General features: G+C 59.9%; 13 protein-coding genes. 1 reads left to right on the top strand and 12 read right to left on the bottom strand.

What is annotated here, in order from left to right:
* Nucleotides 1-57: 57 nt before the first annotated feature.
* On the bottom strand, nt 58-921 hold the full coding sequence (locus BUB60_RS06955) for a VanW family protein (RefSeq protein WP_073077119.1): 864 nt from the start codon (nt 919-921) through the stop codon (nt 58-60).
* A 194-nt stretch (nt 922-1,115) separates the two neighbouring features.
* Here BUB60_RS06955 and BUB60_RS06950 point away from each other — a divergent pair, with 194 nt between their 5' ends.
* Nucleotides 1,116-1,529: an EamA family transporter gene (locus BUB60_RS06950; RefSeq protein ID WP_073077117.1), complete on the top strand. Its 414-nt coding sequence runs from the start codon at nt 1,116-1,118 to the stop codon at nt 1,527-1,529.
* Here BUB60_RS06950 and BUB60_RS06945 read toward each other — a convergent pair.
* From BUB60_RS06945 to coaE, 11 genes are all read right to left on the bottom strand, one after another.
* On the bottom strand, nt 1,522-2,979 hold the full coding sequence (locus BUB60_RS06945) for an aminotransferase class I/II-fold pyridoxal phosphate-dependent enzyme (protein WP_341444159.1): 1,458 nt from the start codon (nt 2,977-2,979) through the stop codon (nt 1,522-1,524). The two genes, BUB60_RS06950 and BUB60_RS06945, sit on opposite strands and share 8 nt — an antisense overlap.
* A 151-nt stretch (nt 2,980-3,130) precedes the next feature.
* Complete coding sequence (ypeB, locus tag BUB60_RS06940) at nt 3,131-4,501, bottom strand: germination protein YpeB (RefSeq protein ID WP_084726316.1); 1,371 nt, start codon at nt 4,499-4,501, stop codon at nt 3,131-3,133.
* Between the two features lie 151 nt (nt 4,502-4,652).
* On the bottom strand, nt 4,653-5,315 hold the full coding sequence (locus tag BUB60_RS06935) for a hypothetical protein (RefSeq protein WP_073077113.1): 663 nt from the start codon (nt 5,313-5,315) through the stop codon (nt 4,653-4,655).
* The gene (gene gltX, locus BUB60_RS06930) at nt 5,312-6,814 is read right to left on the bottom strand and encodes a glutamate--tRNA ligase (RefSeq protein ID WP_073077111.1); all 1,503 of its coding nucleotides are present in this window, start codon (nt 6,812-6,814) and stop codon (nt 5,312-5,314) included. The genes BUB60_RS06935 and gltX overlap by 4 nt, the downstream gene beginning before the upstream one ends.
* A 436-nt stretch (nt 6,815-7,250) precedes the next feature.
* Nucleotides 7,251-9,818 (bottom strand): DNA translocase FtsK, encoded by a 2,568-nt coding sequence (locus tag BUB60_RS19735; RefSeq protein WP_073077109.1) that lies wholly within the window; start codon nt 9,816-9,818, stop codon nt 7,251-7,253.
* 15 nt (nt 9,819-9,833) lie between these two features.
* Complete coding sequence (locus tag BUB60_RS06920) at nt 9,834-10,670, bottom strand: undecaprenyl-diphosphate phosphatase (RefSeq protein WP_073077107.1); 837 nt, start codon at nt 10,668-10,670, stop codon at nt 9,834-9,836.
* Between the two features lie 270 nt (nt 10,671-10,940).
* Nucleotides 10,941-11,720, bottom strand: a complete 780-nt coding sequence (locus BUB60_RS06915; protein ID WP_073077105.1) for a ClpP family protease — start codon at nt 11,718-11,720, stop codon at nt 10,941-10,943.
* Between the two features lie 56 nt (nt 11,721-11,776).
* Complete coding sequence (locus tag BUB60_RS06910) at nt 11,777-12,079, bottom strand: hypothetical protein (RefSeq protein ID WP_073077103.1); 303 nt, start codon at nt 12,077-12,079, stop codon at nt 11,777-11,779.
* Between the two features lie 181 nt (nt 12,080-12,260).
* Entirely contained in the window at nt 12,261-13,676 is a 1,416-nt protein-coding gene (locus BUB60_RS06905; RefSeq protein ID WP_073077101.1) for a Sapep family Mn(2+)-dependent dipeptidase, read from the bottom strand.
* Nucleotides 13,666-15,048: an aminopeptidase gene (locus tag BUB60_RS06900; RefSeq protein WP_242941166.1), complete on the bottom strand. Its 1,383-nt coding sequence runs from the start codon at nt 15,046-15,048 to the stop codon at nt 13,666-13,668. The genes BUB60_RS06905 and BUB60_RS06900 overlap by 11 nt, the downstream gene beginning before the upstream one ends.
* The gene (gene coaE / locus BUB60_RS06895; RefSeq protein WP_073077096.1) at nt 15,041-15,646 is read right to left on the bottom strand and encodes a dephospho-CoA kinase; all 606 of its coding nucleotides are present in this window, start codon (nt 15,644-15,646) and stop codon (nt 15,041-15,043) included. The genes BUB60_RS06900 and coaE overlap by 8 nt, the downstream gene beginning before the upstream one ends.
* Nucleotides 15,647-15,652: the final 6 nt, after the last annotated feature.

The raw sequence follows: 15,652 nt of genomic DNA, 5'->3' as shown, positions 1-15,652 counted from the left end.
TTCGCCCCTACGGTATATCTCACGTAGGGGCGAATTTCGTTCGCCGAATGCCCGCCGTTAATTGTTTCTTTCGATGATCCAGGACAAAGGGTTATAGTAGTGGGTGCCCATTTCGCGCACGTCGCTGGTGCCGTCGGAATGAAAGCGCGTGATCCACGAGCGGATGGCGGCGCCGTCCATCCCCTCGTGGAGGACATGCTCGGTGCCTTTCGGGAGCTTTGTATTGTCGCGGTAGACGACCGGGGCCCGGTATACGTTCAGCACGTCGTGGTGCCATACCAGCTCCGGCGGGACGCTTTGGCCGTAAAAGCCGATATACAGGATATTGTCGATGCCCTCAGCCCAGATGAGGATGGGCGCGCCCGTCGTATTTTTGAACTTCAGGTCCTTGGCCCCGTAATAGACGGTGGCGTCCTGGCCGTAGGGCACGTAAGGGACGGGCATGCTGTGGGTGTGCCGTTCCACGATGGCAAGGTCCGAGAGGACCGCCACGTTAAAGAGTGTGGAGGCGATTTTGCACACGCCGCCGCCGATCGTCTCGGAATAGAGCGTCCCCATATATGTGGGCCCGCTGTCGTAGCCCCGCTCGGCAGTATACGGGCCCGCCGTCTCGTTTTGCGAAAAGGTTTCTCCCGGCGGGACAAGCGCGCCGCGGATGTAACGCGCGGCGAGATGCACGTTGCCCTCCTCGCCCGGCAGCGGGTCCCTGAGGACGGTTTTATACGCCGCCAGCAGAGCCGTGCAGCCGTTTTCCTTCTTCGCCGCGTTGAACGCCGGGTCGTTCTGCCACGGCACCTGCGTTGTGGGGCCGGAGAGGAGCGAGGCGCGCAGGAACGGGTCGAAGCCGGGCCGCCCGGAGAGCTCCGCCGGCACCGCTCCGGCGCCGGCGCCGCCGGTCAGGCAGCCGGCCGTGACGGACAAGCCCAGGACAAAAACAAAAAGCCTTTTGATATTTACAGATAATCTGATGCTCCCACGCCCTTTTCTGAAAATCAGCCCCGCGCCGCCAGAGCAAACATATGTAGTATTTGCGCGCCGCGGAGAAATATTTGATGTCCATTCTAACCCGGTGGGACAACACATATAGTTGAACAAACAACAGGAAGTGACGTCGTATGGTTTATTTTTTTGCCATCATCGGCATGATCTGCTGGGGCATAGCGCCGTTTTTTGCCAAAATGGGCCTGGAAAACGTCAATCCCGTCGTCGGCCTGTCGGTCAGGACGTTCTTTACGGCGGCCGTTATTCTGCTGTGGCTGACGTTCAGCGGCAGTATCGGCGAGCTGCGAAATATTCCGGCGAGGACTCTTCTCCTGCTGATCGTCGAGGCCCTGCTCGCCACGCTCATCGGCGACCTGGCCTATTTCGCCGCGCTGAAGCGGGGCTCGGCCTCCATCGTCATGCTTATCATGTCCTGTTCCCCGGTCGTGACGATTCTATGCGCCATCCTCTTCCTGCACGAGCGCCTGACCTTTACGAATCTGCTGGGCGCCTGTCTGGCCATTGTCGGTTTGATTCTGATCATCTGAAGCCGCCGCTTTTCGCCAGCACCTCAATATAATCGACGGCGGGGTCCGCCGTCCCCTGCAGCTGGCACTTTTCCGTCTTCAGAAGCCTGATATACGCAACGGTCTCCCCCGTGATACGCTCGCCGATGCCGATAACCGGTATCCCGGGCGGGTACGCCATGAGCATCTCCCCCGCGATCTCTCCGGCGGCGTCTTCGAGGCGGACCGCCTTTTTTTTGCCGAAAAAGGCCTCGCGGGGGGCCTCGGCCACATCCGGTATCTCCGGGATGATCGTATTACAAATACTTTTCCGGGCGGCCGGATGCCGGGCGATGTCCTTCAGCGCATCGACGAGGCGGCGGAGGTTCTCCGCGCTGTCGCCCAGCGTTACGACGGCCAGGATGTTGTACATGTCCGACAGCTCGATCTGGATGTTATATTCCTTCCGCAGTTTCTCCTCGACTTCATACCCTGTATATCCCAGGTCCCTGACGCTGACGCCGAGCTTTGTCTCGTCAAAATCGAAGCAGCCCGGCGTACCGATAAGCTCCCGACCGAAGACGCGCAGCCCGTCGACGGCGGCAAGCTCCCGCCGCGCCAGCCGGACAAGCCGGAGCGTTTCGTCGAGCATTTCCTCGCCCCGCAGGGCCAGCTGCTTTCTGGCAAGGTCGATGGAGCACATCAAAATGTACGACGCGCTGGCGGTGCTCAGCAGGCTGAGCGCCTGTCCGGCCCGCGCCGGGTCACAGCCGCCGCTCAGGAGCAGCGCGGAGCACTGCGTCAGTGCGCCGGCCGTTTTATGCAGGCTGACGGCGCTCATATCGGCGCCGGCGGCCATGGCGGAGAGCGGCAGCCCGGGATGAAAAGGCAGATGGGCGCCGTGGGCCTCGTCAGCCAGCGCCGCCACCCCGGCGGAATGCGCCAGCTGCACCAGCGTTTCGATGTCCGCGGCGGCCCCGTAATACGTGGGATTTAGCAAAAGCAGCGCGGCCGCCCCGCTGTGGGCGCGTATCGCCCGCTCAACGGCGCCGGGGGTGACGCTCATGGCGATTCCCAGCTCTTCGCTGTATTCCGGCTGCACGTATACGGGCACGGCCCCGCTTAAGATCATTCCGCCCACCGCCGATTTGTGCGCGTTCCTCGGCAGGATGAGCTCATCTCCCGGCTTGCAGGCGCTGAGGACCATCGCCTGGACGCCGGCCGTGGTCCCGTTAACGAGAAAGAACGCGTGAGCGGCGCCGTAAGCCTCGGCCAGGAGTTGCTCCGACTCCAGTATCACGCCCGAGGGGTTGTTGTAAAAGTCCAGGCCCTCCATGCCGTTGACGTCCGTTTTCAGGACGCTCTGGCCAAAATAGGCCCCGTACTCCCTCAGGCCGTTCCCCTGCTTATGGCCCGGCACATGAAACGGTATGACCTTATCCTCCGCGTATTTTTTGACGGCGTCAAACAGCGGCGTTTTAGACTGATCCAACGACAAAAGCGTCCTTTCATGGGTAATAGTCCATTACCCATTATATGGCCGCCGCCGTTTTTCGCCACCGGGCCTCGGCGTGCAGCAAGCCGCGCAAAACCGGGACGCGGCGGTGCCGCGTCCCGGTTCCGGGTCGATTTATTTGCCGCGCTTACATGGCCAGCGTGCCCTGATCCGTTTCCTGAAGGATCAGGATCTTCTCCTCGTTCCCAGTCTGGGCGTTGACGTAGACGATATAGTGGCTCCCGTTCCCGTTTTCGCACTTGAATTCATGGCAGAAGACCTCGTTCTTTCCCGCGGTAGGGATGATCGCCATGTTGTGGGAGAGGACCTTGAGGTATGACGACACCTTTTTCACGGCGTCTTTTTCCGAGACCTTGGCGGCCGGGATATCTCTGTCCGCATGGTTCATGATATATCCCTGGCTCTCGAACCCGACGATGTTGCCGTTATCGAGCGCGACGGAAACCTTGATGAGGTCCGTGTAGCAGATAACGTCGTTTTGGGTATAGGCAAAGTTGATCGTCAGCGTGTTGCCGGTTTTCATCTGATAGCTCTGCTTCATGTTTTTATAGCCTTTTTTGCTCAGGAACCGCGAGGCGATTTTCGCCGCGTCATCCGCGGAGATCACGCTTGACTTGACGAGACGGGAGTTGAACACCGCGGAGATATATCCGCCCTTTTTCGTGACCTCAAAGCTGACCGTCCCGCCGCCGACGTTGGCGTAGAACATATAGACCGGCAGATTTCCGCCGCGCTCGCCGTTGGACTTGATGGCGCTGGACTTCATTCCGATAAAAGCCGCGGCCTTTTTGAGCGCCTCGTCGGAGGTGATATCGCTCTTATCCTCTAAAAGCTTTGGCGTCATGCCGGCGATGTGGGAAGAAAACGGCCCGTCGTATATGAGGGAGGGCGTCTCCGGGAACTCCCCTTCCATCACGGAAAAGCTGTCCTGCAGGACGCCCGACGTCGCGTCGTCCCCGACCTTTGAGGCCGAATCGCTCAGATTCTCGATTTTCGCCACGGACATGCCCGAGGTGTTCGTGTCCCACATGAGCTGGTTGAGGTTTGTCGACAGGACGGACGCCGTATCGGACAGCTTCTGGAGGTTTTGGTGGTCCTCCTCCGTGCTCTCTGACCCGGAGGACGCTTTTTTTGAAAGCATATAGGCGTAATCGCCGACCTTTGAGATAAAGCTCGACATGTTCTGATATTTATACGATGAAAACGGCAGCTCGCCCAGCGCGTACTGCGCCGCCTGCGCCTTGCCGTAGACCTCGGCGCAGACGGAGCTGACCATGGACGGCGTCGTGGCGTACAGCGTCTTCTGCAGCGCCGAGTCCAGCTCTCCGACGCCGGAAACGAGCTCGTCAAAGGCGTGCTGATAGCCGTTTTCCAGCTGGAGCCTGTACGCTTCCGCCTGTAGATGATTCTGGTACGCCGCGCCGCCCAGCACCACGAATCCCGCGAGGATATAGCTCGTCAGTAATACGATTTTTTTTCTTCGTTTGTTTATTTTCATAGTTCATGCTCCGTTTATCCCAGTTGGGGGCGCTTTTTGCCGCATTGGCTCCATTTCCCAATAAAACGACACTAAGCGCCCCTTTATGGTTTTATCGTTACCACAAAGAGGCGCCGTATGTGTTGCAAAATATGCTTGGCGTACCGGTTATTTACTCATTGATCGTCAAAGACGACAGCAATTTATCAAGCTGCGGCGTTTGGGACGCCTTGTCCGACAGGCTGAGGCTGATCGCCACCGTCAAAACGCCCTTATCGGTGTCGACGAGCCAAGCCGTCACCTGCGTTTTGCCGTCGTCCGCCGTCACCGTCTCGCCGGATATCTGCGTGCCGTCGATATAATTTTGTCCGGACTGTTCAAAATTCGTATAGTTGATATAGGAATCCATGATGCTCGGGGCCAGAGCCGCCGCCTTGGCGCCCTTGACGAAATCGATCCTCAGATATTCGCTTTCATCCTTATTTGACTTGAACAGGTCGCTGCCGTTCTCCCTGGAATGTGTAAAGAGGGCGCTATCAGCCGTGATTGAGTATGAGGCCGACGCCTCGGGTATCGTGACATTGTATTTGGTGCCATCCGCCGTTTCCTCCGTCGTCACGGCGCCGTCCTCCGACGGAGAGGGCGAGGGCGACAGGCTGGGCGACGGCGATGCGCTTTCAGACGGCGTCGGCGACGGGCTGTCCGAAACGGCCGGCGACGTGAGGTCCGGCCCGCCCGACTGCCTCGGCACAAGCAGCTCGATCAGGAAAATCACGAGGACGACGGCAATAAGCGCCAGGATGAAAATGAGTACTTTTTTCAGCGTCTTGTTCATAGCTTCCCCCCGGACAATTTCCCTATGCCGATATCGATGCGGCGAAGCGTCTCTTCCCTGCCCAGTATGTGGCATATCTCCACGGCGCCGCCGGGCGTCACTGCTTTGCCGGCGAGCGCGATGCGGAGCGGCCAAAGGAGCGTCGCGTTTTTGAGCTCCAGCTTTTCGGCCAGGCCCATCAGCGCGTCGTGAATGGCCTCCAGCGACCACGGCGCCAGCGCCTCAAGCACCGGCCGGACAATCTCGAGCATTTTCAGCGAGACCGCCTCATCGGTCTTCGATTTTTTGTGGACATACAGCGCCGTTTCATATGCTGGCAGCTTATCGAAAAAGTCGATCTTCTCGGGGATATCCGTCAGCTTTTCGCAGCGCGGCTGCAGGATGGCGGCGACCGCGCCAATGTCGATGGCCGGATTTTTCACGGCCGCGCGGATATACGGCGCGGCGAGCGCGGCGAATTTGTCCGGCGCCATGGCCCGGATATATTCGGCGTTGAAATACGTCAGCTTATCAATATCAAAAATCGCCGGGGATTTCGAAATGCCGCCGACATCGAAAATCTCCGACAGCTCGGAAAGCGTGAAAATCTCACGCTCGCCCCCGGGGCTCCACCCCAGGAGCGCCACGTAGTTGACGACCGCGTCCGACACGTAGCCGAGCTTTAAAAGGTCCTCGTAGGAGGGGTCCCCGTGGCGCTTGGAAAGCTTATGCTGCGCGTCCCGCATGATCGGCGAGACGGTGATATAGACGGGAATCTCCCAGCCGAACGCCTCATACAGCAGATTGTATTTTGGCGCGGAGGAGAGATATTCGCTGCCGCGGATAACGTGGGTGATGCCCATGAGGTGATCGTCCACGACGTTGGCGAAGTTATACGTGGGCAGGTTGTCGCTTTTTAAAAGCACCATATCGTCCAGCGTTTTGTTCTCTACGGTGATATCGCCGAAGATTTCGTCGTGGAACGAGGTGGTTCCCTCCCGGGGCGTTTTCATGCGGATGACGTGGGGCTCGCCCGCGTCGGCGCGCCGCTTTGCCTCTTCATACGAAAGACTGCGGCACGGGTCCTCCGTCTCGGCCACGAGCCCCAAGTCCTCGTGGTCACGCTCGTCGTGCTCCACATGCCTGCAGAAGCAGTAATACGCCGCGTCCGTCTCGCACAGCAGCTCCGCGTATGGGCGGTAAAGCGGCTTGCGCTCACTCTGGATATAAGGCCCGCTGGGTCCGCCCGCGTCCGGCCCCTCGTCGTAATCAAGGCCGACGCTTTTCAGCGTGCGGACGATGATCTCCGTGGCGCCCTCCACAAAGCGCTTGTCGTCCGTATCCTCGATGCGCAGGATAAACGTCCCGCCCATCTTTTTGGCGATCAGATACGTATAAAGCGCCGTCCGCAGGCCGCCCACATGCATATACCCCGTCGGGCTGGGCGCGAAACGCGTACGCACCTTGCCCTTCGGGATTTTTGCCTCCATCTCATCAAGCCATTTTTTATCGATTGCCATATATTCTCCTCCGGTTTCCGGGTATTGTGGTGATTGTGCTTAAAGCCTTATCCTGAGGGCGGCGCAAAGCGCCCCGGTCTGTGTGAGCCTTGGGACGCCGAGGACGGCGTCCCCCACGGGGAGTTAGCATTGCCCCTTGAAGAGGCAATGTAAAGCGCCGGAAAAAGCCTGTGCGGCGCGGAGAAAGCTCCCTCCTTCAGTCGCCTGCGGGCGACAGCTCCCTCGTCTGAGGGAGCCAGGGGACGCCGAGGGCGGTGTCCCCTACGGTTTGGGGTCGGGGCGGAGCCCGCGAGCGACAGTGAGCCGCGCCGGGTGGCGCGTAAAATCGAGCGCCAGCGAGATTTATGCCGAGGCGGAATTCATTTCCGCCCGGCAGATTAAATTATTCGGGGCCCCCGCGCGGCCTGCCGCGTGGGGAAACGGGTGGGTGGGTCAATTAAAATGGGGCGTCTTCGGTTTCCGAGGCCTCTTCAACCTCGACTTCCGGGTCGCCGATGGGCGCGGTGCCCTGGACGAACTGCATCTCATGCCACTGGGAGCGATTGATGAGCATTTGTCGCGGCTTTGAACCCTCAAAGGGCCCGACGATGCCCCGCTGTTCCATCTGATCGACGATGCGGGCCGCCCGGGAGTAGCCGAGCTTGAGCCGCCGCTGCAGCATGGAAACGGACGCCTGTCCCGTTTCGAAGATGATCTCCACCGCCTGGGGCAACAGCTCGTCGTAATCGTCGCCGCCCTCCTCCGGCTCTTCCTTTTTGCCGTTCGAGGATTTCTCTTCGGCGGCCTTGTCGATCTGATGGATGACTTCCTCGTTGTACTGGGCGTCGCCGCTCTTTTTGACGAACTCCACGACCTTTTCGCGCTCGGAATCGGAGACCCAGGTGCCTTGGATACGGATCGGCTTGTTCACGCCGATGGGCGCGTACAGCATGTCGCCGTTGCCCACGAGCTTGTCCGCGTTGCCGCCGGCGTCAAGGATGATGCGCGACTCCAGGGCGCTGGACACCTTCAGGGCGATGCGGGACGGGATGTTGGCCTTCATCAGGCCGGTGATCACGTCGGCCCGGGGGCTCTGGGTGGCGATGATCAGGTGGACGCCGGCGGCGCGGCCCATCTGGGCGACGCGGCAGATGGATTCCTCCACCTCCTTGGCGGCCGTCAGCATCAGGTCGGCCAGCTCGTCGATGACCACGACGATCTGCGGAAGCGTGGCGGCGCCTTCCTCCTCCGAGTTTTTCATAAGCTTGTTGTAGCTCTCCAGGTCGCGGGCGTTGGCCTCTGAAAACGTGCGGTAGCGCTTCATCATTTCCACAACGGCCCACTGGAGTGCGCCGGCGGCCTTTTTGACGTCGGTGACGACAGGCACCAGCAGATGCGGTATGCCGTTGTAGACACGGAACTCCACCATCTTCGGGTCGATCATGATGAAGCGGACCTCTTCGGGCGTGGACTTATATAATATGCTCAGAATGAGTGAATTGAGACAGACGGATTTGCCCGAGCCGGTGGTGCCGGCGACTAGCATGTGCGGCAGCTTGGAGATGTTGCCGACGATGGCCTCGCCGCCGATATTCTTGCCGATGGCGAAGGTGAGCTTTGACGACGCGTTTTTGAATTCCGGCGAGTCGATGATGTCCCGGAGCAGGACCTTGCTGATCAGTTTGTTGGGGACCTCGATGCCGACGGTGGAGATTTTATTCGGCATCGCCGCGATGCGCACGCCGTTGGCGCCCAGGGACAGCGCAATGTCGTCGGCAAGGCTCGTGAGACGGTTGAGCTTGACGCCGGCCTCCAGCTCCGCCTCGTACCGCGTCACCGTTGGCCCGCGGGTATAGCTGATGATCTTGACGTTGACGCCGAAGCTTTTGAAGGCGGCCTCCAGCCGCTCGATGTTCAGCCGGACCTCCTCCGAGCCGTCAACCCGCCCGGCCGTATTCGTGCTTAAGAGGTCCATCGTCGGATAGACGTAGGAAGTCCCCGTCTTCTCCGGCTCCGGTTTTTCCGGCTCGGTCTTCGCCGGCGGCTTCGGCGCCTCGGGGGGCACGGCCTCCTGCTTTTTCTCCGGCGCCGGCTTTTTCTCCGGGAACGGGATATCGAGAGGCACGTCTCTGGCGGCCGTTTCAGCAGGGACGCTGTCGGCTTTCACCTCCGGCTTTTCCTGCGCATCGCCGGCCAGGACCTCATCGGGCGTTTTGACGCGTGGATGCGTATTGAAAAACGCCGTGTGCTTTTTGACCTTCAGGGGCTCCGGGTCGCCGGACACCTGGGGCTCGTCCAGTGGGATGTCGATCACCCTGCCGCCGAAACGGACCATTTCCGGCTGGCTTCTGCCGATCGGCGTTTCCCTGGCGGGGGCCGCCGCGCGGGCGGGCGCGGGCACCCGTTCCGGCTCTGGCTCCGGCGCGTACCGCTCCCGATTCCTGTAGGCGTCGATCAGCCCGGCAATCGTTTTGTTGAGCGCGGCCAGCAGGAAGAAGACGCTGGAGCAGATGAGCACCACGGCGGCGCCGATTTTACTGAACAGGTATGTAAATATCTCCGACAGGGCCCCGCCGAGCACGCCGCCGCTGTGCAGCGCCGTGCCGTTGAGCCAGAGCTCTTTGAACATCGGAAAGCTGACCTCGTACGATATCCTGCTGATCAAAAGATGCAGCAGCGCCGCCACGGACACCGACAGCAGCAGCGTGCAGGTGACGCGGAAGCGGACAGGCCGCCCCCGGTGAAAGCCGAGGATGACGGCACAGAAGATGAGGAGCGGCGGGACGGTGTAATACCCCCACCCCAAAAGTCCTTTTAACAGGCTGCTGAAAAAGCCGATAAAAACGCCGCTGGCGCTGAAATAGCTGATGATCGAGAAGACGCCGAGCACCAGGCAAAAGATGGCGCCCGCTTCACGGGCGTGGGTCTTGTCCCGGCGCCGCGGGGCCGCCGTCTGCCTGGACGTGGTTTTCCCGGAGGATTTTGCGGCGGGCTTCCCTTTCCTTTTATTTTTCGTTTGTGCCATAAGCCACCTCTACAGCTAGAGAATTAACGTTAATACAATCGTGACGATGCCGGCAAACCACAGATAATACCCGAAGTTCCTCAGCTTTCTCTTCCTTGACGCCATGCGCAGTATCTGGATAGCCAGATAGCCGGTGAGCGTCGACACCACAAAGGCGATCAGATAGACGAAAAAAGACGACCATTCGGTGCCGCTTTTGAAAAGCGAGAAAAATCCGCTGAGAATCGAAACGATCAGGGCAGGCAGCGACAGGAAAATCGAAAAGCGGACGGCGAAATCTCTCTTGAGTCCGCAGACCAGGCCGACCGTCACGGTCGTGCCTGTGCGCGACAGGCCCGGGATAACGGCGAAGGCCTGTCCGAGACCGATAAAAAACGCGTCTTTGACGTTCATCGTCTTTTCGCTTTTCTTGCCGGGCTTTAAAAACTTATCCGTAACAAACAGCAGAATGCCCATGGCGATCAGGGCAAACCCGATAAACAGGGTGTTTCCCATCAGCACGTCGATCCGTTTGCCGATCGGTGCGGAAAGAATCAGCGGCAGCGTGCCCACGATGATGAAGTAGAGCAGCCGGATCGGCGGCGTCAGGCGCCCGTCGCTCATGGGGTCCTCGTCTGTCTGTCCCCTCAGGAATTCGGCGCCCTCTTGAAGGAGCCGCCCCAGGTCCTTCCGAAAGACCATAAAAATAGAGACGAACGTCGATAAATTCATAAAAAAGCCGAAAAGCCCGCCGGCGGGCACATCCAGCTTCAGCAGATTCTCAACAACAGCCAGATGGCCGGAATTTGAAATCGGCAAAAATACTGTAACGCCCTGCAAGAGCCCCAGCAACATTGCCATCCAAACCGACATGCTTATCCCTCCAACGCGCGATAACCGCAGGACTTTTATTTTCTCTTCAGCGCGCCCCATATCACGGAGTTTGACGCCGTCCTGACGGATGCCGGCCAAGCCGGCCCATATCTTAAGGCATGCACACTTTGATATCATATAATATCACACTGCGCACCCAATTACCAGTATTTTATCCGATACGGCCGCCCGGCACATGGAGCGCCGCGCCGCAGCGGGTGTCTTGCCCGGCGGCGCGGCGTAGGTTCTTGTCGGCTCAAAGAAGCTTTATCAGGAGCTTAAAACGGCGGCCCCTCCCGCCGCTTTCCTCTGTTTTTCCAGATCGATCTGGCCATGGAGCCAGCTGAGCGCGTCGGACAGTCCGCCGACCTGGTCGACGAGCCCGCCGGCCACAGCCTCCTCGCCGTAAATCACCGTTCCGACGTCGGAGGCCAGCTCGCCTGTCTTGAGCATCATGCTGATGAAATTGTCCCGGTCAACCTTTGAATTTTTGACGACGAACTGGACGATCCGCTCCTGTATCCTGCCGAAATAGTTGTATGTCTGCGGCGCGCCGATAACGACGCCGGTCAGGCGGACCGGATGGATCGTCATTGCCGCCGAGGGCGCGATAAACGAGCGCTTGGCGGCGACGGCCAGCGGCACGCCGATGGAGTGGCCGCCGCCCAGGACCAGCGACGCCGTCGGTTTTTTCATGCTGGCGACGAGCTCGGCGATGGCCAGACCCGCCTCGATATCGCCGCCCACCGTGTTGAGCAGGATGAGCAGGCCCTCGATCTCCTCGGATTCCTCCACGGCGGCCAGCTGGGGCATGACGTGCTCGTACTTTGTCGTCTTCGTCTCCTGCGGGAGTATCTGGTGCCCCTCGATCTGCCCGATGATCGACAGGCAGTGAATGATGCCCTTGTCGCTCTTCATCGTGGCCGAACCCATGTCCTTGATCTGCGCCCGCTGATACTCCCCGACGACCTGCTCTTTCTCGGCGTCCGCCTCGCTGTCGCCCCGGCGCTCGCTGACGTCGGTATTTATTTCAATTTTATTGTCGTCCATAGTAACACCTCTGCAACAGTGTTTGTCAGCAGAGGTGTTTCCATGCATCTTCATTTTTAATTGAGCGGCAGGCCGTATTTCTGTGGATTGGAAAAATAGTCCGAATAATCAAAAGACCCGGCAAAGCTGAACGTTTTGGCCGTACTGTCATAATCGTAGACCAAAACGGTACCCCGCATGCCCGAGTTTGTTCTGTTATCAACAACGGCAATCCGGTCAGGTGCCAGCTGAACAATCTGCTCGCCGGTATCGATGCTCGGATTAGCAGTAGCGGTGGCTGTCGGGGCGGGCTTAAATGCCAGGATGGCCAGGCAAACAAGTATCCCCGCCAAAACAACCTTCGTAAAATTATCGTTCATATGTAACTCCCCTCAGAAAATTCTTTCATCCGGCTCGGAGCGCCATTCGTTCACCGGCAGTGTCACAAGGCGCAGCCCCACGAGCGCCAGCGAGCCGCGCCGGGCAGCGCGTAAAATCGAGCGCCAGCGAGATTTATGCCGCGGCGGACGGGGCCCCCGCGCGGCCTGCCGCGTGGGGAAATTAAGAACACATGTCGATGATGGCCTGCGTATACATCTTAGCGCTGAGTATCAGATCGTTCCGGCTGATGAATTCGTCGGCGCCGTGGAGGCGGTTGTCGACGCCGGGGAACGAGGGGCCGAAGGCGACGCCACCGTCGATATCGTGGACGTATGTCTGGCCGCCCAGGGAGATGCATTCGCCCTTATTGCCGGTGTAATCCTCGTACACCTTCAACAGTGTCTGCACCAGGGGGCTCTCGGCCGGGGTATGGTGGCAGGGCGTTTTTTGGATGTCGGAGACGGTAAAGCCGGCGCCGGTGAGGGCGCGGACGGTGACGTCGTACAGATTCTCTTCCGTGGCGCACTTGGGCGAGCGGCAGTCGAAATTGGCGGTAAAGCCCGTGGGACCCAGGGACAGAACGCCGAAATTGAGCGTCAGGGGGCCGGAAATATCGTCCCGCATCGCGATGCCCAGGGTCTCCCCCGCCGTGTCGCCGTGCGGAAAAAGCTCCGCGAGCTTCTTGATGCATGTAAGGGCGGGACAATTGTGGAGCGGCAGCTCGGAGAGCACCGCCAGCAGCGCCGTCTGGGCATTGAGTCCCTCCTGCGGCATCATGGCATGGGAGGCCACGCCGCTGGCTGTGATTTTCACGCCGTCATGAAAAGCGGCGGCGGAAATGGACGTATGGAATTTTGACGCGTACTCGAAGCAGCGCGCCTGGACGTACGCCAGCGGCAGGCCCTCGACAACGGCCTCGGCGTGATTCGGCACCACGTTGGCCGTGGCGCCGCCGGTGACGGACACGACGCAGGGCGTAGCAGAGCTCTCCGCCCACGCGGCGCCGAAGGTCGGCACAAAGCGGCCCTTTTCCAGATTGACAACCGGATAGTCGGCGTCCGGCGTAAAGACGCTGGGCGGCATTTTATTTGTTTTCCTGTAAAAGGCCAGATCGTCATGGCCTGTCTCCTCAGCGGAGCCGAGGATGAGCCGGCAACCCTTGGTGAGCTCCGGCGCCAGCGCCCGGGCGGCCTCCAGCGCGTGGATGGCGGCGACGGCCGGCCCCTTGTCGTCGATGACGCCGCGCCCGTACAGGGCGCCGCCCCGCTCCTGGAGCGTGAAGGGGTCGGAGGTCCAGCTCTCGCCGACCGTGACCGTGTCCAGATGCGCGAGAATCCCCAGCGTAGGCTCCTGCCCGTTTAAATCCGCCGTGACGACGTGGTTTTCAAAATTGACCGGCTTGAAGCCCTTTTCCTCCAGAATACGCCCGGCCGCGGCCAGCGCCGCCGCCGGCCCTTCTCCGTACGGCTTGCCGGGGAGCGCCTCTCCCCTGACGCTGTTGACCGCGATCAGCGTGCCGAGATCGCGCACCAGCGCGTCGGCGTGGCTGTCAAACCACGCGTCAATTTCAGCGCGCAGGTTCTCTTTATTTTTCATCGTAGACCGCCTTGATGCCCTTGTACGTCATGTAGCAGTCCAGCTTTGACGTCACCTCATAGGGCGCGTGCATCGACAGCACCGGCACGCCGGCGTCAATGGTGTCGATATTCCGGTTGGCCATATATTTGGCGATGGTGCCGCCGCCGCCCTGATCGACCTTACCCAGCTCCGACATCTGCCAGACGACGCCTTTGTCACCGAAGAGCTTGCGGAGCCTGGCGACGATCTCCGCCGAGGCGTCGGACGAGCCGGACTTGCCGCGGGCGCCGGTATATTTCAGGATGCCCATGCCGTAGTTGAACTTCGCTGCGTTGCGTTTTTCGGACACGTCCGGAAAATTGGGATCGAAGGCGTTGCAGACGTCGGCCGACAGGCAGAAGGAGTTTTCAAAGCAGTGCCGGAGCTTTACGTTTTGGGTATCGCAGAGGTCTTCCATAAAATTCTCGAAGACGGCCGACTGCATGCCGGAGACGCCGTCGGAACCGACCTCCTCCTTGTCGGCGAGGACGCAGACCGCCGTCTTTTCCGGCGTCCCGATATCCAGGAGGGCGCGGAGCGCCGCGTAGGCGCAGGAACGGTCGTCCTGCCCGTAGGCGCCGATCATGGTTCGGTCAAACCCGATATCCCTGGCGCCGGCCGCGGGGACGGCCTCCAGCTCGGCGGAGAGGAAATCCTCCTCCACGATGCCGTATTTTTCGTTGAGTATCTGCAGGATCGTGTGCTTGACGCGATCGGTATCCTTCTCGCCGCCCGTGGGCCGGCTGCCGATCAGGATATTCAGGTTCTCCCCCGAGAACGCCTCGCCGAGGGTCTTTTTGGCCTGGTCCTTGTCCAGATGGGGCAGAAGGTCCGTGATCATAAAGATAGGATCGCCCGGCGCCTCGCCGATCACGACGTCCACGCAGGTGCCGTCCTTTTTGACGGCGATGCCGTGCAGGCTCAAAGGCAGCGTCACCCACTGGTACTTCTTGATGCCGCCGTAATAATGCGTTTTGAAAAACGCCAGCTCGCCGTCCTCGTAAAGCGGATTCTGCTTGAGGTCCAGGCGCGGGGAATCCACGTGCGCACCCGCGATATTGACGCCGCCGGAGAGCGGCGTTTTGCCGATGACGGCCAGCATGAGCGCCTTTCCGTGGACAATTTTGTAGATTTTTTTGCCGGGAGCGAGCTGCGCCCCGCGCTCATACGGAACGAAGCCGGCGCTTTCGGCCAGGCTTATGGCCTTGTTGACGGATTCGCGCTCCGTCTTGGCACTATCGAGAAAGCCCTTGTAATCCTCGCAGTAAGCGTTTATCTGCGCTTTCTCTTCCTCAGAAATCGTATCATAGGCATTTTTTCTTGTGTAAAACAGTTCATCACGATCAGGCACGATGCATTCCTCCTAATATTCCCATAAAAAAAACTTTGCATTTGGCTTCAAATTCTTCCACAGTGTCACAATCACTGATCAGCACATAGTCGCAATTTTCGTAAAAAAAGAGTTCCGGCTTCTGAGCGCCGACACGCAGGCGCGCGTACTCCTCGCTGACGCTGTCACGGGCCATGATGCGCCGCACACGGGTCTCCTCCGGCGCCGTCACGCCAACGACGAGGCCGCACAGCGCGGCGAGCCCGCTCTCGACGAGGGCGATGGCGTCAACGGCGGCCAGGGCGCCGCCCTTGTCCTCGTACTCCTTTAACCGGCGGTCCACTTCCACCTTGACAAACTTGTGGGTGATCTCGTTCAGCGTTTCCAGCGCCGCCGCTTCCGAAAAAACAATCTTTCCCAGCGCCTTACGGTCCAGCGTATCGCCCGTCACGACGCCTTCGAAATTGGCGCCGATCTCCCGGAGCATATCGTCGTTTCCCGACAGTAATTCATGGTACACCGCGTCGCAGTCGATAATCAGCGCACCGAGAGACCGGAGCGCGTGCAGCGCCGACGTTTTGCCGCCGCCGGACGGGCCCGTGATACCTATTATAATCATAATGCC

The organism is Sporobacter termitidis DSM 10068 (assembly GCF_900130065.1).
Taxonomy (GTDB): domain Bacteria; phylum Bacillota; class Clostridia; order Oscillospirales; family Oscillospiraceae; genus Sporobacter; species Sporobacter termitidis.
Note: the sequence above shows the minus strand (reverse complement) of the source record. Positions and strands in the feature narration are given on the sequence as shown.

Excerpts from the sequence above, each read along its gene's own strand:
- BUB60_RS06910 (WP_073077103.1), bottom strand. The coding sequence starts at position 12,079 with ATGAACGATAATTTTACGAAGGTTGTTTTGGCGGGGATACTTGTTTGC.
- ypeB (WP_084726316.1), bottom strand. The coding sequence starts at position 4,501 with ATGAAAATAAACAAACGAAGAAAAAAAATCGTATTACTGACGAGCTAT.
- BUB60_RS06905 (WP_073077101.1), bottom strand. The coding sequence starts at position 13,676 with ATGAAAAATAAAGAGAACCTGCGCGCTGAAATTGACGCGTGGTTTGAC.
- BUB60_RS06915 (WP_073077105.1), bottom strand. The coding sequence starts at position 11,720 with ATGGACGACAATAAAATTGAAATAAATACCGACGTCAGCGAGCGCCGG.
- BUB60_RS06920 (WP_073077107.1), bottom strand. The coding sequence starts at position 10,670 with ATGTCGGTTTGGATGGCAATGTTGCTGGGGCTCTTGCAGGGCGTTACA.
- gltX (WP_073077111.1), bottom strand. The coding sequence starts at position 6,814 with ATGGCAATCGATAAAAAATGGCTTGATGAGATGGAGGCAAAAATCCCG.
- BUB60_RS19735 (WP_073077109.1), bottom strand. The coding sequence starts at position 9,818 with ATGGCACAAACGAAAAATAAAAGGAAAGGGAAGCCCGCCGCAAAATCC.
- BUB60_RS06950 (WP_073077117.1), top strand. The coding sequence starts at position 1,116 with ATGGTTTATTTTTTTGCCATCATCGGCATGATCTGCTGGGGCATAGCG.
- coaE (WP_073077096.1), bottom strand. The coding sequence starts at position 15,646 with ATGATTATAATAGGTATCACGGGCCCGTCCGGCGGCGGCAAAACGTCG.
- BUB60_RS06935 (WP_073077113.1), bottom strand. The coding sequence starts at position 5,315 with ATGAACAAGACGCTGAAAAAAGTACTCATTTTCATCCTGGCGCTTATT.